Below are 22,564 nucleotides of genomic sequence, written 5' to 3'. Positions count from 1 at the left end.
ATCACATAATCAGATAAAAATACATAATATATTGAATGTGATATTATTATGCAACAACCCGTTAACTAATAGTAGTTTACCCCATAACCGAGGCATTGACACTAGTTTTGTTGATTTGTCATGAAACTGTCTCAATTATTCGGGAAATACTGAGTACAGGAAAGGAGGATAACAACATCCGCTGATAATGTTACCCTCCTTTGTTGAATCCTTCCCTTAAGCTTGCAAAGCACGCTTATCAATCCATAGCTTGTCTTCTTGTCCGCTTAACGCGAACTGACTCCATGTGATCCCTGAAGCATTCGTATATTCTCCTGTCGCATGGACAACTTGATTTTGATACGCAGTTGCCATGTTAACTAGCTTAGCATTCACTTCCCCATAGGGTGCGCCACTAAACACACCATCACGTGTTGTCCGTGGCACAATCTTAGCTTGATAATCAACCACCTTCGTTACTACTGGTGAAAATGACCGTTGATCAATCCAGTATTGTGTCCCATTCACTGTCGCTAAGTACCATTGATTACCCTGAGCATCTGAATGTTGCTTTGTTACTGGCACGGTTTGCTGGTTATAGTTTGTCACATAATCGACAAACTGCGCCCCCGCTTCACCATATGGTGCTGTCTTAAACATCCCATCTGGTCGTTGGCGTGCCACAATCGTTGCATTTAATGCCACCACCTGATCAAAGGTCGCAGTAAACGCCCGCTTGTCAATCCATGTGCTTTGACCATTCAAATTCGTCAAGTAGTATGTGTTGCCGACTTCGTTTGAATAAGCTTTTGAAATATGGACATAGCGCCCATTAGCCGAACGCGTATCACCAGCCCATTTAGCCCCACTCATCGTATAAGGTGCGTTTAACCACAAACCATCTGTCCGTTGGTTGCTATTCACATACATATCATCATTCATGGCTTGCATGATTGTTGTGCTCAAAGCGCGACTATCAACCCAGACCTGTTGATTATTTAGCGTAATAAGACGCCATTGTGCACCGTAGGCATCTTGCCCTTGCTTGGTCACTTGTACATGTTGCCCATTGTAATCTGCCGTCATGCCTATCAGTTGTGACCCTTGACCACGATATGGCGCATTCAAGAATAACCCGTCATTCCGACCATTGCTATTCACATAGAGCTGTTGGCTTGTATCACTGACTTGCATCTGTGCCAATGCATGGTTATCAACCCAGACCGTCTGACCCCCAAGAACAACCTCACTCCAGACCGTGCCTTGATCATCAAAGTACTGTTGACTAACGGTAACCGTTTGGTTGTTGTAATTTTTAGCCAAACCGGCTAACTTATAACCTGGTTGACGGTATGGCGCATTTAAGAATAACCCATCAAGATTACTAGTTGTATTGACAAAGACTTTTTGATTCATGTCATGTGTGAAATTGGTATTCAATGCCTGACTATCAATCCAGTACTGTGTCCCATTAAAACTAATCAGACTCCAGTCTTTACCAGAAACGTTCGCCACCCCGCCAATGGTCACTTGTTGGCCCTTGTATTGATTGGACATCCCAGCTAATTGATACCCCTTGACTTGGTATGGCGCATTCAAGAACAACCCATCATTGCGGTTAGCATAACTAATGAAGCTTATTTGGTTCATCGTTTTAAATGGTGTCATAGTTAACGCACGACTATCCACCCAAAGCTTTTGTCCTTGTAAATCACCAGCAGCAAAGGTAATTAAGTTCCAACTCACACCCTTACTGTCAGTGTATTGACGCGTGACTTGCACTTGTTGCCCTTCGTACTGTTTCGTATGGTTAATATACTGCCACTTAAGATCGTTACCATTTTGGTCTTTTGTTACAACACCGTAAGGTGCGTTAGCAAATAAGCCATCTTCGCGCAGCGAGCTAGTGATGTAGGCAGTGTAGTCTGTGTTAACCCCAATTGTATTGTTCGCATCAGAATCAATAGTAATATAGTAGCCATTACCATCCCAAGCTTGGGCTTTCACAGTATCGTTATTTCCTGTAGCTGAGTCAAAATAATATTTATTGCCTTTACTATCCTTCGCATAACTATCTTTTATTTGGACACCATTACTAGCAAAATACTGTAAAGTATCAGAATCAAATTTAAATAGTCCGCGAGACATAGTCCCATCAACATTTAAGTGATAAAAATTATTAGCATCATCGTTAATGTATTTATCTCTCACCATCTTACCTTGATCATCAAAATAATAGACATTACCACTATTATCTGTTCCAAAGCCTTTGCGCAACTCGACACCATTTGGCATAAAGTAATAATTACCGTTTCGTGTGTTGACACTAGTTTCGACTGTTCTTATAGGATTTTCGCCTTGCTGCGAACGCGCCATGTAACCATCTTTATCAAAGTAATACCAATTACCATTACCATCTTCAATAAAAGTATCTTTTGCTTGGTAACCGCTAATTGAGTAGTATTTCACACCAGAGGCATCACTAATGAAACCAGTTTGAGAATCCTTATTCTGTAACTGTAGTGGCAAAAATACTTCATCAGTTTTTGCAATGTTAAAATACTGATTGGTAGCCCAGTCTTTCAAAACATAATAAGCGCCCCGATGTAAAATATTGGTCCCGTTCATATATTTAGCTGACCATTGCTTAATTTTTGTAGAAGCATCAATTGGCTGACCTGTCGATACTTGGTTCTGTTTAAATAATGATGAATACTCTTCTTTTAGTTTATCTAAAAATTCGCCACCATACTTTGACTGATAATCCACACCACTACTTTTAGTATTAGCAACATAGAGTAAGTTGACAAAATCCGTGTCTTTTAGTTGATTTCCCCGTTCGTCTACTCTAGTAGCAGTAACAACTTCCTTTCCTGGTAAAGCATATATTTGGTCGGGAACCCAATCAGCTATAGCCTGCATGCCGTTTTTATGTAATGCCTCTATTGCATTACGTAAATCCTGATCCGTTCCATACTTTGTTGGGTTAGGGGTCCCGTCTGCCTTGTTAAAGCCTAAATCATATCTATCCGTAAATGCATAACCATTATTTAAGAAAGAATCTAAGAATGACATGCCACCGTAATTAGTGTCACCACTAGACCTATATTGAGGTGCTAACTCAAAACTAGTAATACCTAATTTCTTAAACATTTCAGCATTTGCTGCAATAACAACATTTGTACTTTGCTCAGGAGAAGTCGGCATCGCTTGAAAGTTTGAAAAACCTTCATATATAACATTAGAATCTAATGCAGCATTTGAATGAAATACAGAACCATCGTTACTTGATGATGCTTCAGTTGCCACTGTACGAGCATCTTGTGAATCACTAGCTCCAACTGGCACCCAGACACCTAAATAACCCGAAATTAAAGCATTTAATGATCCCTTCATCTCGTAATTTATAATAGTTCCATCTTGCTTCACAAACGTATTTGTCTTATGGAAAATCAAGTCACCATTGTCATTTGTTCTCAAAGTTGGTGCTTCATCATCACTATTATAAACATCAATCCCTGAGTCATTTGATAATGCTAAGGCACGGTAAAGTTGATTCTTATGCGCCTTTCCCATATGCAAGGTAATGGTCTTATCATTGTTCAACTTAAGGTCAGGGTTATTACCAACAATGACACCGATGCCTTGATTTTTATAATCTTGGCTATTGTCTTGTGTTGTGGTTTGATCTGATGTCATAATTCCTTTACCAAATCGAACACTTGTTAACAAATCAGTTTCGCCATCTTTAAGGTCTTTTCCAGAACTATCGGTAGCCATTGTTTGCCCACCAGAAACATATTTTATTCTAGCTTTGAGCAACGCTGAAATAACACGATTATAAATCGTCTCATTTTGCATATATTGCCCACCCTCGTAATACATATCTCCATAATAGACACGCGGAATAGTATCCTTATTCGTCAGCAACATTGCATAGGCACTAGGTAAGTTATAATCGTTATACTTTTTGAAACCAGACGGATTATTTTGATCTTGATAGTAGAATTCCATTCCCTGAGCCAGTCGGTCAAAAGTGAAGGTATCCTGCATGTTTTTAATAATACCATGATCAATCATGGCTCTTCTAATTGGATCTTGAGCATCGTAATCATGCGCTCTAATAAAACTGTAGTTTGGAATAACTTGTGTATCGCCTGCGTTAGCAATTCTATTAACTAAAGTGCCAGAATTTTGACGGTTCTTATCTACTATCTTCTTATTAAGATCTCCATTAAGATAATAGCCAGTATCTAAGAAATACCACATGTTACTCCTGTTGTTGGCACCATGTGTTAGAGAATTGCCAAACTGTGAAGTAACTGTGTAATCCATTGTTAATTGCGCATTGCCCTGTTGATTAACATACTGAGGATCTTTGCCATTCCAGTCTTCTAAAATAGACAAATGCTTATTGGCATTGGCGTCACTTTTATCTGTACCATATAGAGCTTTAAAATAATCGCCAGCTATTTTTAGTAAATCGGCATCAACATTATCAACAGCATCTACACGAATGCCATCAAAATTCGCATTGTCATTATTACCTGTAATACTACCAAAATTCATTAAATAGTGTAGCCAGTTTAACTGCTCAGCTTGAACAATCGGATTTGAGTTGTCAATATCGTTAGCTAATAAGAATTCAGAGCCTTTACCATCAGTTGTATCTTTCGAACCATCTATATTAACTGGTTGACGTCCTAGTTTTCTGTTATTTCCTGAATCAGTATTCGGCGTCCGATGTGAATCATCTTGATAAGCTAGGAATCCCCCTTGAAGCCACTGCAATCCATCAAAAGCTTCGTCTTCTGTCTGTTTATTCCAATTAGCTTGTGTCGTCACAAAGCTATCAATTGCATCACGTAACCACTCAGTACTTTTTTTCAAAGATATTTGCTGTTCAATTGCTGTTTGAATAACAAAGGCTGCGTCATTTAGTGTTTTTTGTGACGTAGCTGCTGTATAAGTGGTCGTTATACCAAGTCCTTTACTAGACATAAAATTCAAGTAATTTGCTTGTGTTTGTTTGTCAGGCCACCATGTCATTAAAAGCGGACGCATATCAGTTTCGGTAGATGCCGTCCAAGTATCTCCATTTTTTAAAATATCGGTTGGACGATACCATGTATCTGCTGTTAAGTAACCATCAACATTTTCAAAACTACTTTTATCATAAGACTTTGCGGCATTGTGAGGAGTATTTTCATTACTTTGTGATACCAATCCTTGATCAAATTGATATTCAATCGCTGTTTTACCCGCACCTGTATCAGCATCGAAGTACATAAACTGATTATTGAATGTTCCCGCGTAATTTTTTCTCAGGTGGCCTTGTTCATCAAGATAATATGTCTTTCCTGAAATAGTTTGCAACCCTGTTAACATCACACCGTTTGCGTCAAAATAAAATGTATTTCCTGCAACATCTGTACTAAATGCATTCTTTACCTGGTTACCATTTGCGTCACGCCCCTGTAATTTACCGTTAATTATTTCAGTATTGGCAACGGCATTACCTGTGTTTGGTGCAAAATAAATACGTTTATTGTTAACATCTTGGAAACCACCCTTTATTTGAACCCCTTGTTGGTTAAAATATTGTAGGTTCCCATCAATTGTTTGCAAGCCGATTAACGGTTGGCCATTACCATCAAAATAGTAAGTTTGCCCAGAACTATCGGCGACATAACTTTTCTTTAATTGGTTGCCTTGCGCATCATATCCTTGAGCTTTACCGTTAACAATATCAACATTTGAACTAGCTTTCCCTGTTACTGAATCAAAATAGATATGCTTGCCGTTGACATCTCGGAAGGATCCCTTGACTTGATATCCATTGTCATCAAAATATTGTAAATTACCATCAATATTTTGCAAACCTGTTACTTGTTTTCCTGAAGCATCTATATAAACAAAGTAGCCATTGTGATTTTCATAGTGACCCCCAGTGATGGGCTCAGATAAATTACTGGTAGTCAGGCCTTTAGCAGTATCTACTGTTTGTTGATTAGCAATTTTGGTCTGCTTAGAAATATTTTTATCATCTTTTTTTGATGTATCATCACTGATTACTGATAAATTTTTTTCGTTATTTTTTTTAAGTTGTTCCGCAGTAAGCAGAATCTGATTGGTCTTCTGATCGACACGATTGCCGTCTGAATCATACCAAAAACCATCTGTTCCTTGCTTCAAACTATCATTATTAGTTGATGGAACCGGTACCTTTTTTTCGCCAGAATCATTGGTTCCTGTATTATTTATTTGCTTAACAGCGACATTCGGATTTGTATCAGCATTGACTGTTGTTACAGTTGAAACCCCCAATACCGCAAATGCAGTAGCTGCTGCAACCCAAACCTTACCGGATTTATAAAGTTTTTTACGGGTAACTGTTTCTTGTTGTTTCATTAATTACTCTCCCTTTCATGTGACCAAACATGATACAGTATTTGGTGCATCTATCACCACAATAAGATAATACCATATTTATTAATTTTATTAACATTAAATAGTAGAATCGTAACACGCTATTAATATTGTCATGCAAAATTAAATAATAGGAATTACAAATAAAAATAGCTAAGAGAAGAACATATTCTCTTAGCTATTTTTTAAAAATTCAATAAAATGCGCTGCATCCCCTCATTATCAGACACAGTTCCTAATGCAATGCGAATCCATTCGGCATTTAGGCGGTCATTAATTTGATACCCTTCTGACAGAAGAGCCTCACCAACACGTTTCGCATCACCAACTTTAATCCAGAGAAAGTTGGTTTGTGATTGATAATACTTAAACTGGTGTTTCGTCAAAAATTGTTCAAATTTTTCACGTTCAGACTTCACCTTAGCAACAACTGATTGCAGATAAAGTTGATCACTAAGGGCAGCTACTGCACCTGTGATTTGATAGGTATTTAAATTATATGGTAAACGTACGGCCTGCATAACCTGATAAAGTGGTTCCTGCATGACGCCATAGCCGATTCTCAGGTTTGCCAGACCATAAGCTTTCGACAAGGTACGCAAAACGACTAGATTGGGATAATCCTTAACGTCTCGTATAACGGTAGCATCTATTTGATCTACGAAGTCATAATAGGCTTCATCAACAACTAAAACAACTGATTGTGGTAACTTCTGCAAGAAAGATAAAATATCTGATCTTGTCTCAAAAACACCTGTTGGGTTATTTGGATTAGCTAACCACACCATCGTGGTATGCTCGTCAACCGCATCAAACATTGCATCAAAATCAACATGCCCAGTATCTTGATTCACAGGAATACTTTTAGTTTTCGCTTGTTCAATTTGAGCGTGCATGGCATACTCACCAAACGTAGGATTAGGCACAATAACATTATCATTTGGCGTTAAGATAACTCGCGTCAACAACTCAATTAATTCGTCAGCCCCTGCCCCGAAAACAAGTGAGTCTGGGTTCACTTGCTCTAGCTTGGCAACTGCCTGTCTTAGTGCTGTGGCTTGTCCGTCAGGATAAAAGCCTAAAACATCATCTGATACATCTCTGATTGCTGGACCAACCTTTGGTGATGGGCCATATGGAGATTCGTTAGCCGATAGTCGTGCCACGTGACTGACACCATAAGTTGCTTTCACTTCTGCTACAGGTAATTCTGCTTCATACGCTGCCATATTTTTGATTGTTTCTTTCATATTAACACCACTCTCATTAAATGCTTATTTTTCTAATCAATCATAACATTTTAACCACAAAAAAACACGCATCAGCGTGTTAAATTTTTTCTAGTATGGTTCGCAATACACCATCATGATCATTATCAGCAACACTAATCGCAAAATCATGTTTAAATAATTCTTCGTCGGCATTGGTCATTGCAACAGGTTGACCCACATACTCCAACATTTCCAAATCATTGAGACCATCGCCAAAGGCCATAATCTCTTCTGGTGCTATCTCTAGTGTTTCTGCGATATAAGATAAGGCATTCGCCTTATTAACATCTGGGTTCACAATGTCAATTGCCCCATAACCAGAAGTCGTTACATGCACCTTGTTGCCTAACACAGTTTTTGCCTCACGCATAAACTCATATTCTAATTGTGGCAGCACCAGCGATATTTTTAAAATAGGTTCAGTAATTTCATCAACAGACTCAATAATGGTCAAGTTCTCAAAGTAAGTATGTGCCCAAGATAGATACTCATCATTAGGTTGTTTAACAATCATATATGCACGTCTTGCGGCTACGAATGATACCCCCAACTGCAAACTTTCAGTAAACTTATCTGCTAAGTTATCAATCACAGCTAACGCTTCATTAGGTACAGACCAGACGTGCTTTAATTCGCCATCTAAAATCACTTCTGCACCGTTATTAGCAATAAGCTGATATTGCCCTTTAAAATTTTTGAAATAGTCGTGCACTTTTTGAACATGATTTCCTGTGGCCACAATAAATTGGCCACCTTGCGCATGTAATTGATCGAGCACTTGTTGAAAAAGTGGTTCATTGAAGGTCTTGTCACTTTTTAAAAAAGTCGCATCAAGATCTGAAGCAATTAATTTGACTGACATATTTCTCCTTTATTCTATCCAGTACACTACCGTTGCAACATCAGCCCCCATATTAGTGTAACATCCACCATGATAAAAATCGAATTAGCCCAAAGATGACTAACGCTACAACAGCTGCCCAAAAAATTGATAATAAAATAGTTAAAATTGAGACGTGTGGCATGTTTAGCAAATTCGAGCCCAAGACCACCACAAATACAAATACTGGTAGCACAATTGCCAATTTATTCATCACTTTTTACCGCGCTTCTTTTTTGCTTTTTGTAAGCGTCGAGCTGCTTGTTTAATGGCAAAATTTTGAACCTTTTGACCAAAGTTGCCTTTTGGCATACCGCCACCCATGCCGCCCATCATGGCAGACATATCCATACCCGAGCCACCCATCATTTTATCAAGGCCCCCAAAATTACCATTGGTGGCTTGATTCATCATCTTACGCATTTGGTCAAATTGCTTAATCATGCGATTAACTTCCACAATTGGTCGGCCAGCACCGGCAGCCAAACGACGACGACGAGAAGGATTAATTAAGTCAGGATTTTCACGTTCGGCTGGTGTCATTGAACTAACAATGGCTTCAAGATGAGAAAATTGTTTAGCATCAATATTCACATTAGCTAAGGCTGGATTATTTGCCATTCCTGGAATCATCTTTAACAAATCTTCCATCGGACCCATTTTTTGTACTTGTTTAAGTTGCGCAACAAAATCATTGAAATCAAATGTATTTTGTCGCATCTTTTCTAGCTGTTTAGCTTGTGCTTCTTCATCAAAATCACGTTGTGCTTTTTCAATCAACGTCAGCACATCACCCATGCCTAAGATACGTGACGCCATTCTGTCAGGATAAAAAACATCCAAATCTGTTGGCTTTTCGCCCTGACCAATAAACTTGATTGGCTTGCCAGTAACATCACGTATGGATAATGCTGCACCACCGCGCGTGTCGCCATCTAACTTGGTCAAAACAACACCAGTTAAGTCCAAAGCAGCAGAGAAACCTTTAGCCGTTTCTGCCGCATTTTGTCCGGTCATAGCATCTACTGTCAATAAAATTTCGTCTGGTGACGCAATATCGGCAATATCTTTTAATTCTTGCATTAAGGTTTCATCAATTTGCAAGCGACCAGCCGTATCAATAAAGACATAATCATTTTTATTTTTATGGGCCTCAGCTAGGCCTTGTCGAACAATGTCACGTGGGTTAATGTCTGTTCCCAATTGGAAGACAGGAATACCTAAATCACGCCCCAAAATTTCTAATTGATCAATGGCAGCAGGGCGATAAACATCGGCCGCAATGAGTAATGGTCGCGCATGCTGTTCGTTTTTTAATTTGTAGGCTAACTTGGCTACCGTCGTTGTTTTTCCGGCACCTTGTAATCCAGCCATCATAATAACTGTTGGGATTTTAGGGGATTTGTTGAGTGGGACAGCTTCCTCACCCATCGTTGCCGTTAACTCATCATTGACAATTTTAACTACTTGTTGCGCTGGGTTCAAACCCTCTAAAATATCCGCACCACTCGCTTTCTCACGAACATTAGCTACGAACTTTTTGACAGTTTCATAATTGACATCGGCCTCCAATAAGGCCAACCGTATTTCGCGCATCGTTGCACGTAAATCTTCTTCACTAACACGACCACGACCGGTTAAGTTTTTCATTGCCTTGGACAGGCGTTCAGTTAAATTTTCAAAAGCCATAATATTTACTATACAACTCGTTAAAGAGTTGTGTATTTCCTCCTGATTTATTAGCGTATCACGCCACAAGTCAATCTTCTATTTCATGTGCCAATAATTGTGAAACCAATTGTTTCAACGTTTCATCGTCACGATAATGTAAATCAATATAGGCTTGTACTTGCTTTTCAATTGCCGATCTGGCTTCAAAATTCCGTTGTAAATGTAGGACATGTTCATATTTTACAAGCTGATCAATGCCACGCTTAATATTATCAGAGACGGCTTGTCGACTGACAAGCTCTGCTTCTGCAATTTCAACAATCGAGTAATCATCTTCAAAATAATAACGCAAATAATCCTGCTGTTTCGTTGTGAGTAATTCACCATAGAAACCAAATAACCCATTTATGCGATTTTTTTCTTCAAAATTCATTCAATCAAGTCCTTAAACAAGCTATAAATAAATTCCTCCGGTTTGAATACGCGCAAATCACTCGCTTTTTCACCAAAGCCAATCCATTTTACAGGCAAATGCATCTCGCTACGAATAGCAAACACAATACCACCCTTAGCAGTACCGTCCATCTTAGTCAGTACGATACCTGTCACATCTGATGAATCTTTGAAGAGCTTTGCTTGCTGTAACGCATTTTGTCCTGTTGTGGCATCTAAGACCAACAAAACCTCATGTGGGGCATCCGGAATTTCACGTTGTATAATGCGTTTCATTTTTTCTAACTCTTGCATCAAGTTGACATTGTTCTGCAAACGACCAGCTGTATCAACAAACAAAATGTCATAATGTTCATCCCGTGCCTTGGCAACAGCTTCAAACACTACCGAAGCTGGATCTGCTTTTTCTTTTCCAGCAACGACCGGTACCCCAGCACGTTCGCCCCATTCTTGTAGCTGTTTTGTTGCCCCCGCACGGAATGTGTCTGCAGCAGCAAGCAAGACCGATTTGCCTTGTTGCCGATATTTTGTAGCTAACTTCCCGATAGTTGTGGTTTTACCCACACCATTGACACCGACAAATAGAATAACTGTTGTCCCGTTCGCATTAAAGTGCATTGTTGCATCTTCATCAACGCCGTCAGCCTCATATAAATCAACCATTTTCTTAATGATGACATCACGTACGTCTTCTTTACGTTTAGCGTTTTCTAATTTAACCTCTTCACGTAATTCATCAGAAATTTTAATGGCCATATCAAAGCCTACATCGGCACCAACTAACGTTTCTTCAAGCTCTTCAAAAAAATCTTCGTCCACTGAACGGAAGTTAGCTAAAAACTTATTGAAACGAGCGGCAAAGCCTGTCCGCGTTTTTTCCAGACCCTTATTATAGACCTGCTGTTCTGACTCAATTTCTGTTTCTGTTTCTGTTTCTGTTTCTGTTTCTGTTTCTGTTTCTGTTTCTGTTTCTGTTTCTGTTTCTGTTTCTGGCGATTTTACTACCGGTGCCTCAGATTTGTCAAGTTCTGATTGTACATCATGTTGCTCTTCTAACAATTGATCCGATGTTTGATCTGAGAGCGATTCTGACGATACACGGCTAGCTTGTTGATTGCTTTCCTCTTCTTGATTATCAGTTTTTTTCTTACGGAAAATATCAAATAGTCCCATAGTTATCCCACGCTTTCTCTTGCTTTATCTAAATCGACCGCAATCATTTTGGAAATACCTGCTTCTTGCATGGTAACCCCATACAAAAGATTAGCTTTCATCATTGTGCCTTTACGATGTGTAATTACAATAAATTGTGTCTCTCCTGAGAAATGATATAAATATTGCGCAAAGCGGTCAACGTTTGCCTCATCTAAAGCTGCTTCTGCTTCATCTAATACCACGAAAGGTACCGGTCTAACTTGTAAAATAGCAAATAGAAGCGTAATAGCAGTTAAAGCTTTTTCACCACCAGAAAGTAAGCTCATTTGTTGGAACTTTTTACCAGGTGGTTGTGCAATAATATCGATGCCTGTTGTTAATAAATGTTTTGGATCTGTCAGTCGAATTTCTGCTCGGCCGCCACCAAACATTTTAGAAAATACTGCTGAAAAATGTGTCGCGATTTGGTCAAAGGTTGCTTTAAATCGCACTTGCACCTCTTCATCCATTTCATCAATGGTCTGTAACAGCGTATCGCTGGCTAACTGTAAATCATCTCGCTGTTGATTTAGAAAATCAAATCTAGTTTTAACTTCTTCATATTCAGTAATAGCGCCAATATTAACCGATCCAATCTCATCCAAACTTTTTTTGACTAACGTCAATTGTGAGGTGATTTCTGGTAGTTCATCAACTTGGTGTTGCCCTAAGACATCACTAATATCAACTAAATCGTATTGTGTCAATAATTGCCCTTTAATGTTGTCTAGTTGTGTTTCCAATCGTGCTAAGGCAGCAGCAGTCTGACTCTGAGCTGTAATGTGCACTCGTAAATTTGCTTGCTGAGCTTCGAATTGTTCTTCTAAACTCATTGTGACATCTGTCAAACTATTAAACTGTTCAGTTTGCTTATCAAAATCTTTTTCTGCTTGCACTAAATGCGCTGATATATTGGCCACTTTTGCATCATGATCATCGTTATCTTGCGCCATAACAAGCTGTTTTTTCATTGCGCTGTGTTGCGCTTGTAATGCCGCCAAACGATTTGTTACAGTGTCGTTTTGGTTAATGAGTTGTTCAAGCTGCTCATTTAAGCCATCAACGCGTGTCTTCATTGTAACATGTTGCGTCTGAACAAGCGTTTGTTGTGTTTGATCAACCTGTGATTGCTCTGACAAGTGTGCTAACGCTGTTTTCAATTCAGTAGCTTCTGACTCTAACGTTGCTTTTTGATTGGTTAAGCGTTGCAATGACTTTTCATCAGCAACTAATTTTTCTAAAAGATCAGCTTGTTGTGCCTTGATATCAGTCAATTCAAACTTTAGCGCATCAACTGTACGCTGTTGCTGTTTTAAGGCATCTTGCTGTCGCGTCAATTCATAATCTACTTGGTTCACTTGATTTTTTGCCGTTGCATATTTTGTTTCTGCAGCCTGACTAGCTTCTCTTAACGCGTTCAAACGCTTGCGTTCTTCTTGCAATGACTTTTCTTGTTTTTGTGATGCGGCTGTTAATTGCGCCACTTGTTGATTAAGATGATTTATTTCGGCTTGTCGGCTTAAAATAGTCGCCCCTTGTTTCTGATTCGCACCACCGGTCAAAGAACCACCAGTATTAATAATCTGGCCATCTAATGTCACAACACGAAAACGATGCTGCCCAGCCTTTGCAATGTGTGTTGCCGCATCGAGGTCCTTAGCAATAACTGTCTGTCCAAGCAAATTAGACTTGATTTGGCGCATATCTTTGGGCATTGTCACTAAGTCAGCTGCCACACCAATGAAACCGCTAATTGACTCAACATGATAAAGTCCCGATAACTGTCGAGGTTTCATGGTATCCATCGGCAAAATTGTCACACGACCAGCACGTTTTTTCGTCAAATAAGAAATAACTTGTTTAGCTGTATCAGTTGTATCAACAACCACTTGCTGTAAAGCGCCCCCTAATGCAGTCTCAATAGCCAAAGTGTAATCAACCGGTACTGTCAGCAATTCAGCAACAACACCCTGAATGCCTGGATAAGCCTGACGAATGTCTGGTTTCATTAATGCACGAACACCTTGATAAAAGCCAGCATATTCATCAAGTGCATTGCGTGCATCCAACTGGCTACGTACCTTATTTAAATCGCTCAACAATCGGTACCAGTTTTGTTCATCAGCCTGATATTTTGCTTCTGCAGTGTCAATTTGTTGTTGCCAATTGGCGAGTGCTTTCTGCAAATCATTTAATACTTGACTCGTCTGTTGTTCCGAATCACTGCTAGGTAAATCAGCTGACAATGTGTGCAAAGCAGCCGTTTCACTTTCTAATTGATTAGTCAATTTAGCCAAGCGCGCGGTTAAGTTGCTTTTGGCTTTTTCTTCAGTCTGCAATGTATTATGAACAGTTGCTATATCTTGCATTACTTCAATATAATTATGTCGATTCTGTTCTAATTTTTGCTGCGTGTCTTTTTGTTGCGCTAACTGGTGGTGCCGGTCAAATTTTTTGAGTTGCGTTTTTAATTCATCTGCAGCGACTGTCAGTTTTTGCTTTTCTATTATCAGGCTGTCTTTTTTCTTCGTTAAATCATCTTGTTCTGATTGTAACTGTGTTATCTGTTGTGCCTGAATTGTTAGACTATCGTTCAGTGACTTGATTTGTTGCGCACTTAAATTGCTCGCACCAATTAAACGTTCTCGTACTTGCGTGTCATGTAAGATATTTTGTTGTAGTTTATCACGTAATAATTGTGCACTGATACGTTCTTGACGTTTATCGGCCAAGGCTTTATTTAGCACATCTAGTTTAGTTTTATCTTGATTGACAAGCCCGTCGTTGGATTCAGCACGTCGCGTGGCTTCAATAATTTTCAGCTCTAAGTCATGATGTGTCAGGGCGAGTTGTAAACGATTAAGTGCTTCGAAGCGTTCTTTCTGTGCTAGATAATCAGTTGCCTGTGCTGATTGTTCTGCGAGTGGGTCTATCCGCCCTTGAATTTCATGTATGATATCTGCAACACGTGCTAAATTGTCCCGCGTTTGTGTGAGTTCCTTTTGTGCCCGATCCTTATTTTGCTTATATTTATGAACACCAGCCACTTCTTCAATAATGGCACGCCGATTTTCTGGCTTTGCATTGAATATGCTTTCAACCCGACCCTGAGAAATAATAGAAAAGCTCTCACGGCCCAAACCGGTATCAATGAACAAATCGTGAACATCTCTCAAGCGACTTTCAACACCGTTAATTTGATATGAACTGTCTCCAGAACGATAAAGTTTACGTGTAATTCTAATTTCACTAAAATCAGAATTAACATAATGATCTGTGTTATCAAAAGTCATTGAGACTTCGGCCCGATTTAACGCGCCCCGCATGTTTGTCCCGCCAAAAATCACATCGGTCATCTTAGTGCCCCGTAAATCTTTAGCGCTTTGCTCGCCCATTACCCAACGCATCGCTTCAATAATATTTGACTTACCAGAACCATTGGGGCCAACAATACCTGTCATACCCGGCATAAATTCAATAATTGTTTTATCAGCAAAAGACTTAAAGCCACTGATTTCGAGTGATTTAAGTTTCATAACTTATTTTTCTTCCAATAATTTTAGTGCCGCTCGCGCTGCCGCTTTTTCGGCGTCTTTAATCGACTTACCTGTTCCACGTGCTAATTCGTGATCATCTACAGAAACACTTGCCTCGAATAATTGTGCGTTATGAGACAATTGCTGTTCATTTTCAGTCCGATAATCAATATCAACAGCGCCGTTTTTTTGTAGTTTCTCTTGTAAACGGCTTTTAAAGTCAATAAAGCGATCAAAAAAGTCCGTATCTACAGCAGCAAACAATGTCTGATCCAAAAACTTTCTGACTGCCTCGAATCCTTGATCTAAGTACAAGGCCCCAATAAAAGCTTCCCAAATGTCTTCTAATAAGGAATCACGATCACGTGCACCCGACATTTCTTCTCCCTTACCTAAGCGAATACCCTCATTTAAGTGGGCTACCCTGGAAAAATGAGCAAAAGAGCGTGTTTGAACCATGGCAATACGCATTTCCGTTAATTGCCCTTCATGCCAATTAGGATAGCGCTTGAAAAGATACTCTGCCACAGAAACCTGCATGACTGAATCACCTAAAAACTCTAGTCTTTGATAATCACGTCCTGGTTCATTAGGATGTTCATTCAGATAGTTACGTTGTGTTAGTGCTTCGAGCAACAATGTCTCATTATTAAATTGAATGTTGAACTCTGATAATAAATATTGTTTAAAACTGTCTTGTGACACGGTTTTTTCCTTTGAAAATATAGTTTTACACTTTATTATATCAAAAAAAGCACCTCGTTTTTAATAAACTTGGCACTTCCTTACTTTATGATACATTTGCTTGATCTCTTACAACCGCTGCAATAGCTTCAACATATTTCTCAACTAGTTCAGTTGTTGGTGCTTCCGCCATAACACGTAGTAACGATTCTGTGCCAGACGGGCGAACTAGCACGCGACCATCGCCAGCCATTTCAGCTTCTACTTCAGCAATTTTTGCGAGGACAGCTGGATTTTTTTGTATAGCAACTTTATCAGCAACTGCGATATTAACTAATTTTTGTGGGTAAACTTGGACATCAGCAGCTAATTCAGATAATTTTTGGCCAGTTTCTTTCATAACATACAATAATTGTAATGCTGTCAGCAGGCCATCACCAGTAGTTGCCCAATCTCTAAAAATAATATGACCAGATTGTTCGCCGCCTAAATTGTATCCAGACTTAATCATTTCAGCCATAACATAACGGTCACCAACTGATGTTTTCACACTCGTCATGTCATGAGCCGCTAATGCCTTATAAAAGCCGATATTACTCATAACAGTTGATACCACAGTACTATGCTTTAATCGGCCTTGTTCATTCATGAATTTGCCAGTGATATACATGATTTTATCGCCATCGACAATGTCGCCATTTTCATCTACAGCAATTAAACGATCACCATCACCATCAAAAGCTAAGCCAGCTTGCACTTCACTAGATTTTACTAAGTCGGCCAGTGCTTCTGGATGTGTTGATCCCACACCATCATTAATGTTAAGCCCATTGGGTTCAGTGCCCATAGTCACAAAATCCGCATTTAAATCTGCAAACAATCTTGGCAGTAAGTCGCTTGTTGCGCCATTAGCACCATCTAAAGCAACTTGCATACCAGATAAATCCGTTGGAATGGTTTTCTGCAAAAAACTCATGTACTTCAAAGCACCTTCAGGATAATTACTAGCAACACCTAAACCATTAGCACTTGGTCGTGGCAAAGTGTCTTCTGGTGAATCCAATAATTGTTCAATTTCATATTCCAATTCGTCGGATAACTTGAATCCATCCTTACCAAAAAATTTAATGCCATTATCAGCAGCAGGATTATGCGAAGCAGTGATTTGTACCCCCGCATCTGCTTCCAAATTCTGAACTAAGAAAGCAACAGCAGGTGTTGTGATAACCCCTAACCGCAACACGTCAATACCAACTGATAAGAACCCGGCAATCATGGCTTGTTGCAACATATCACCAGAAATACGTGTATCTCGACCCACAATAACAACCGGCTTTTTATCTGATTCAGCGTGGCGTGTTAAAATTGCCCCACCAGTTCGTCCTAAGCGGAATGCCAATTCCGGTGTTAATGTTTCGTTAGCTATGCCACGTACACCATCTGTTCCAAAATATTTTAACTTAATTTCTGACATCTTCTTGTCCTATTTTCTTTACTTACTGCTTGAATTTGCACTGCTACTGCTACTGCTATTACTGCTGCTTGATGAACTAGTAGACTCTTTGGCGGACGAACCACCGTTATTTGTATTGCTACCATTATGCGTCACGTTAGCAGTAACCGTCGATGAATCATAGCGAACAATGCCGTCAATGCTTGGTAAATTGATTTTGACAGTACCTTGATTTTGAATATTCGCCACATCAACTGGCACACTAATGCTATTCATAGCATTAAGTATATCAGAAGAGCCGAATGCCGTCACATTTTTAGGGTCAAAGGTCACTTGATACTGACTCGCATCCCCATTCTTTATCGTTGCGTTTAACTGTAGTTTTTTTGAATCTTCTGGTGCAATGTTGACGGTCACATTGACCACACGTTGGCTAAATCCAACCTCTACTTCGTTACCATTTTTGTCAAGGGCAACAAGCCGTGTACTTTGCGTCACAGTGTCTTTGACGCCATTTTGCAATGGTACCCGAGCTATCACTGTCGCAACTGACTCGACATTAGTCTTAGGGCCACTAATAGTCACTCGCTTAGGATCAACACTTGTATCGCTAACCGTATAGCCTTTTGCAATAGCATTTTTATCATAAGTCACATTGACAGGTAATATTGTCGTAGTACGTTTAGCAATAGTGACCGTTATCTTCTGAGGATCAACGGTTGAGGTCAATGATGAATTCACACCGCGCAATGCGATTGTAACGGTATGCTTTCCTGGGGCTAAGCCTCTTAAATCAGCACTAGCCTGTATATCATTACGACTTTGTGCTGCCGAAATTAGAGCGCCTGCCCCCTCAATAGATACTTGTACAGTTGTTGGCGCGCCAATTGCAACATAACGGTCACTATCAAACTGCAAATTCAATGGAATTTTTAGCGTTGCTTTTTTCTCAGGAATTAATGTTGAAAAATTATCTGCTCCCCTTGAATTAGCTACTCCTGACTTTGTACTGATAACATAGGCAAACAACAGCAATGCAATAAGTAAAGAAATCACGAGATTTACAATTTTTGATTGTCCAATCTTTTTCACTGTGCACGTCCCCCTCTTTGCCACCAATGACGATTCCTAACAGGTGCGGTACGTTCAGCTAAGAATTGCTTTTCAAAAAAGTTCATATAACTTTCCTGATCCATATGCCGTAATAAATCACCATTTTGTGTAATCGAAATTTCGCCAGTCTCTTCAGACACAACAACAGTGATAGCATCACTGGCCTCGGATATACCTACAGCTGCACGATGTCGCGTACCAAGTTCTTTTGGAATACGTGTACTTTCAGATAATGGTAAATAAGCTGAAGCGACTGCCACACGCGCTTTACTGATAATAACAGCCCCATCATGCAAGGGTGTATTAGGAATAAACGTATTAATCAATAATTGCCCCGTCACATAGGCATCTAACTTAATGCCTGTCTTAATGTACTCGTCAAGTTGTGCATCTCTTTGAATCGTAATTAAAGCCCCAATACGACGTTTTGACATATATTGTAATGCGACATCTAAGCTTTTGATAAGCTGGTGCTCAAACGTATTATCAATATGTGCACGTCTGAGCGTCAATCGTCGTCCTAATGTTTCAAGGCCACGGCGAATTTCTTGTTGGAAAATGACTACCAAAGCAATTGGCGCCCAAGTAATGAGTTGATCCATTACCCAAGATACTGTTCCTAGACCCAAATACCAACTAATGACTTTAATTAAGATAACTGCGCCTACGCCAAGCAAAATTTGCAAAGCACGTGTGCCCTCAACAAATTGAATAATCTTATAAAGTAAAAACCAAATGATAGCAATATCAACAGCATGCATCATATTACTGATTGTTAAGTATGGTAACATATAAATTCCTTTTCCTAATTTATGAACAAGTCTTATGGTATATTAAGCACCTATGATTCATTTTTACCAGCTAATGCAGCGGTTTCCGCAAAATTAATAAATTGCCTGATGTTAATGCCTGCTTGTCGCGTAATTCTACCTTGTTCATAAAGATTTTGAATTGTCTCACGCTGAACATTAAGCGCTTTTAATTCCAACTCCATGCGTAGCTTTTCGTCGATTTCGCGTTGTTGTGGTGTATCAAGATGCTTATCATGTTCAATCCGATAACGATAAGCGACAATTAGATTATAAGCATTTTGCCGTTCAATACGATGAGACACCGTATCACCATTATAACGCGTCATATGCTCTGATAATTTTTTTATCGCTGCTTTAGAGGTTTCTCGAATTGCTAACGAGGTTTCTTTTTTTACCTTATCAGTTGTTTCATCAGAGAACCATATCCGGATACTACGTAGTCCACGCCTGATGAGTTCCCATGCCCATTGCGTTGACATTCTGTATGTCTTATCAGTAGCAATCAAATTTTCCAAGCGCTCTAAACGTCGTGATTGAGATGAAAATGTTAACGGCGATATTTCCTCATTAACTAAAAGCTGTTGCAGGCGATCACGTTGTGCATCGAGTGCAACACGGCGCAACTCTGAATCATCACTTAGTGGCTTTTTGGTTTGTGCCATTGGCATTTGGCGACGGATTTGTGTAATCGTGCCCTGCTTACGTGTCACCAATTCGTAAACTATCGCACGATTATCATCTCGCTGGGATTCACGTAACGTCTGAATACCAATCTGCATCGCAAAAATACGTGCTTGTGCTTCAGATAAATCTGCTTTGTGCGCCTCACTGGTGCTATCTACTTCTGCATCTAACATTTCTGGTTGCGTAAAATCATGGGCTGACCGTTCCTTGGTCACAAATGGCAACATTATGGTAGCAACCAATAAACTCACAATAACAACAACTGCCGCCACAAATACGAGAAGATTACGTTGTGGAAATTCTGAACCATCGGCTACAACCGTTGGAATGGTCATAACAGCGGCCATGGTTACTGCCCCACGTACACCAGATAAACCAAGTGTTAACGACGTTTTCATATCTGGCTTATGTTCGCCATTTTTAATGTACAACATCACTTGATTACCATACGCCCAAAGTGTTCGAATAACAAAAATAATTACCCAAACGGCAATGCCGTAAAAAATGGCACGTCCGGTATGTATTTGCGAACTTTTAATCACAACATCAATTGCTTGCGGTAATTCGATGCCTAATAATACAAAAATAACGCCATTCAGTAAATAAACAAATATTTCCCAAGTGCGCACTGCTGTCACCGAAATTTCAGGGTTACGCGCATCAATCTGTTGATCACTCAAAATTTTGGTAATGATTCCCCCAGCCACCACGGCAATCACACCTGATGAGTGAAAAATATCTTCAGCTGCCCAATAAATCAAGAATGGCGATAACAACATAATAACGGTATGAAAGACCACATCTGTTAAGCCCACACGATCAAAAGTATCTCGTAACAGACTAACAATGTTTCCCAAAACCAAACCAACGATTAGGCCAATAATTGTCATCCAAAAAAAATTACCTATGGCATCTGTTAGTAAGAATGTCCCCGCAACGGTTGCCTTAATTGCCGTATTAAAACTAACCAAGCCACTAGCGTCATTAATCAAACTTTCTCCAGACACAATGTGCATCACATTTGCAGGCAGTTTAACACGTTTTGCAATTGCCTGTACGGCAACAGGATCAGTGGGTGACACAACAGCTGCAAGTGCTAAAGCGACTGATTTTGGAAATTGTGGTATTAACAAATGTATCAAGAACCCACCAACTAGTGTGGTTAATAGTACCAGTAGAATGGCATTCCCTAAAATTGGACCACGTAACTCCCACAGCTCTCGTTTAGGAAAGCGCCAAGCATCATTGTACAGAAGTGGAGCAACAAATAAAAGCATGAACCAGTGTGCGTCAACCGCAATAAAAACACCAAATACCCAAGCCAATATCAGACCAATCGCAATTTGAAAAAGACTGACAGGCACGTCTGGTACAAAATGAGAAATCACGTTTGAAACGGTCACTGAGACAATTAGAATAACAATGAGTTCAAGTATGGCCATAGCTTACCTTTCCCCCATGATACGTACTTCGGTTTCGAGCATGACACCATACTTTTCCTGAACAGTGTCTTGAACAAAATGAATCAAATCTTCATAGTCATTGCCAGTCCCTTGCGCGACATTCACCATAAATCCAGCATGCTTTTTGGAGACTTCAACGCCACCAACACGCTGACCCTGCAAACCGGAATCCATGATTAATTTGCCTGCGAAGTATCCTTCCGGTCGCTTAAAGACCGAGCCATTGGACGGGTAATTCAATGGTTGCTTATCGGCACGTCGATAATTGTTGTCATCCATTCGCTCTCTAATTGCGCGTTGATCATCTGATGTCAAGCAGAAAGTAGCACTAATAATAATCCCTTGATTCTCTTGGAAAATAGATTGACGATAACCAAAGTCAAGCGCCTCTGCCAAAAAAGTCTGAATTGTGCCATTAGGCATGATAGCTGTGGCTGAACTAACGACCATATCCGCTTGTCCGCCGTAAGCGCCTGCATTCATAAAAACGGCACCACCAACGGATCCCGGAATACCAGCACCCCACTCTAAGCCCGTCAAACCATGTTCCATGGCTACCTCAGCAACTAGTATGAGGTCTGCGCCTGCTTCTGCAGTAATCGTATCGTCAGTGACTTGAATAGTATGCAGCTCATGTAATAAGATAACCACGCCTCGCAGCCCACCATTACGCACAACGAGATTAGATAGGCGGCCAAAAATGTACACTTGATGTTGGGCTTTTTTTGCCCAGTCCAGTACTTCTTTTAATTCTGTTAACGTCTTAGGAATTGCTAAATAGTCTACTACGCCACCAACCTGAGTATGTGCAAAAGGTGCAAGTGGTTGGTTCTCGAGTATTGTCATGTTATTTAATATCATTTTCTAATCTCCGAGTCTATATTCTTTATTTTACCAAACTTTTACCATCAGCACTGAGAATGCAACAAAAAAGCTTGAAAT

General features: G+C 39.7%; 14 protein-coding genes. All 14 read right to left on the bottom strand.

Annotated elements, in window-relative coordinates; genetic code table 11:
* Positions 1 to 216: 216 nt before the first annotated feature.
* Positions 217 to 6,390, bottom strand: coding sequence for a glycoside hydrolase family 70 protein (locus FAZ25_RS05395; protein ID WP_192269123.1), 6,174 nt, complete (start codon positions 6,388 to 6,390; stop codon positions 217 to 219).
* A gap of 203 nt (positions 6,391 to 6,593) precedes the next feature.
* Entirely contained in the window at positions 6,594 to 7,658 is a 1,065-nt protein-coding gene (gene hisC / locus FAZ25_RS05390; protein ID WP_192269121.1) for a histidinol-phosphate transaminase, read from the bottom strand.
* 79 nt (positions 7,659 to 7,737) lie between these two features.
* Positions 7,738 to 8,541, bottom strand: a complete 804-nt coding sequence (locus tag FAZ25_RS05385; RefSeq protein ID WP_040177265.1) for a Cof-type HAD-IIB family hydrolase — start codon at positions 8,539 to 8,541, stop codon at positions 7,738 to 7,740.
* Positions 8,542 to 8,593: 52 nt separating this feature from the next.
* The gene (locus FAZ25_RS05380; protein WP_004904962.1) at positions 8,594 to 8,773 is read right to left on the bottom strand and encodes a hypothetical protein; all 180 of its coding nucleotides are present in this window, start codon (positions 8,771 to 8,773) and stop codon (positions 8,594 to 8,596) included.
* Positions 8,773 to 10,248 (bottom strand): signal recognition particle protein, encoded by a 1,476-nt coding sequence (ffh, locus tag FAZ25_RS05375; RefSeq protein ID WP_004903790.1) that lies wholly within the window; start codon positions 10,246 to 10,248, stop codon positions 8,773 to 8,775. Before ffh ends, FAZ25_RS05380 begins: the two co-directional genes overlap by 1 nt.
* A gap of 70 nt (positions 10,249 to 10,318) precedes the next feature.
* Complete coding sequence (gene ylxM / locus FAZ25_RS05370) at positions 10,319 to 10,663, bottom strand: YlxM family DNA-binding protein (RefSeq protein ID WP_004909011.1); 345 nt, start codon at positions 10,661 to 10,663, stop codon at positions 10,319 to 10,321.
* Complete coding sequence (gene ftsY, locus FAZ25_RS05365; protein WP_192269119.1) at positions 10,660 to 11,856, bottom strand: signal recognition particle-docking protein FtsY; 1,197 nt, start codon at positions 11,854 to 11,856, stop codon at positions 10,660 to 10,662. Before ftsY ends, ylxM begins: the two co-directional genes overlap by 4 nt.
* A 2-nt stretch (positions 11,857 to 11,858) precedes the next feature.
* Complete coding sequence (smc, locus tag FAZ25_RS05360) at positions 11,859 to 15,413, bottom strand: chromosome segregation protein SMC (protein WP_192269117.1); 3,555 nt, start codon at positions 15,411 to 15,413, stop codon at positions 11,859 to 11,861.
* A 3-nt stretch (positions 15,414 to 15,416) separates the two neighbouring features.
* Positions 15,417 to 16,118: a ribonuclease III gene (gene rnc, locus FAZ25_RS05355; protein WP_192269115.1), complete on the bottom strand. Its 702-nt coding sequence runs from the start codon at positions 16,116 to 16,118 to the stop codon at positions 15,417 to 15,419.
* An 85-nt stretch (positions 16,119 to 16,203) separates the two neighbouring features.
* Positions 16,204 to 17,571, bottom strand: a complete 1,368-nt coding sequence (gene glmM, locus FAZ25_RS05350; RefSeq protein ID WP_192269114.1) for a phosphoglucosamine mutase — start codon at positions 17,569 to 17,571, stop codon at positions 16,204 to 16,206.
* A gap of 18 nt (positions 17,572 to 17,589) precedes the next feature.
* Positions 17,590 to 18,642, bottom strand: a complete 1,053-nt coding sequence (locus tag FAZ25_RS05345) for a YbbR-like domain-containing protein (RefSeq protein ID WP_192269112.1) — start codon at positions 18,640 to 18,642, stop codon at positions 17,590 to 17,592.
* The gene (cdaA, locus tag FAZ25_RS05340) at positions 18,639 to 19,454 is read right to left on the bottom strand and encodes a diadenylate cyclase CdaA (protein WP_004903559.1); all 816 of its coding nucleotides are present in this window, start codon (positions 19,452 to 19,454) and stop codon (positions 18,639 to 18,641) included. The genes FAZ25_RS05345 and cdaA overlap by 4 nt, the downstream gene beginning before the upstream one ends.
* A gap of 50 nt (positions 19,455 to 19,504) precedes the next feature.
* On the bottom strand, positions 19,505 to 21,601 hold the full coding sequence (locus tag FAZ25_RS05335; RefSeq protein ID WP_004904739.1) for a Na+/H+ antiporter: 2,097 nt from the start codon (positions 21,599 to 21,601) through the stop codon (positions 19,505 to 19,507).
* Positions 21,602 to 21,604: 3 nt separating this feature from the next.
* Positions 21,605 to 22,483: a UDP-N-acetylmuramate dehydrogenase gene (murB, locus tag FAZ25_RS05330; protein ID WP_192269110.1), complete on the bottom strand. Its 879-nt coding sequence runs from the start codon at positions 22,481 to 22,483 to the stop codon at positions 21,605 to 21,607.
* Positions 22,484 to 22,564 lie beyond the last annotated feature (81 nt).

Origin of the sequence: Leuconostoc sp. LN180020, from assembly GCF_014844115.1 — a bacterium.
GTDB classification, from domain to species: Bacteria; Bacillota; Bacilli; order Lactobacillales; family Lactobacillaceae; genus Leuconostoc; species Leuconostoc citreum.
The sequence above is the reverse complement of the archived record's forward strand: the minus strand, read 5'-3'. Positions and strand labels throughout refer to the sequence as shown.

Coding starts and splice junctions, on each gene's coding strand:
- FAZ25_RS05395 (WP_192269123.1), bottom strand. CDS start 6,390: ATGAAACAACAAGAAACAGTTACCCGTAAAAAACTTTATAAATCCGGT.
- hisC (WP_192269121.1), bottom strand. CDS start 7,658: ATGAAAGAAACAATCAAAAATATGGCAGCGTATGAAGCAGAATTACCT.
- FAZ25_RS05385 (WP_040177265.1), bottom strand. CDS start 8,541: ATGTCAGTCAAATTAATTGCTTCAGATCTTGATGCGACTTTTTTAAAA.
- FAZ25_RS05380 (WP_004904962.1), bottom strand. CDS start 8,773: ATGAATAAATTGGCAATTGTGCTACCAGTATTTGTATTTGTGGTGGTC.
- ffh (WP_004903790.1), bottom strand. CDS start 10,248: ATGGCTTTTGAAAATTTAACTGAACGCCTGTCCAAGGCAATGAAAAAC.
- ylxM (WP_004909011.1), bottom strand. CDS start 10,663: ATGAATTTTGAAGAAAAAAATCGCATAAATGGGTTATTTGGTTTCTAT.
- ftsY (WP_192269119.1), bottom strand. CDS start 11,856: ATGGGACTATTTGATATTTTCCGTAAGAAAAAAACTGATAATCAAGAA.
- smc (WP_192269117.1), bottom strand. CDS start 15,413: ATGAAACTTAAATCACTCGAAATCAGTGGCTTTAAGTCTTTTGCTGAT.
- glmM (WP_192269114.1), bottom strand. CDS start 17,571: ATGTCAGAAATTAAGTTAAAATATTTTGGAACAGATGGTGTACGTGGC.
- cdaA (WP_004903559.1), bottom strand. CDS start 19,454: ATGTTACCATACTTAACAATCAGTAATATGATGCATGCTGTTGATATT.
- FAZ25_RS05335 (WP_004904739.1), bottom strand. CDS start 21,601: ATGGCCATACTTGAACTCATTGTTATTCTAATTGTCTCAGTGACCGTT.
- murB (WP_192269110.1), bottom strand. CDS start 22,483: ATGATATTAAATAACATGACAATACTCGAGAACCAACCACTTGCACCT.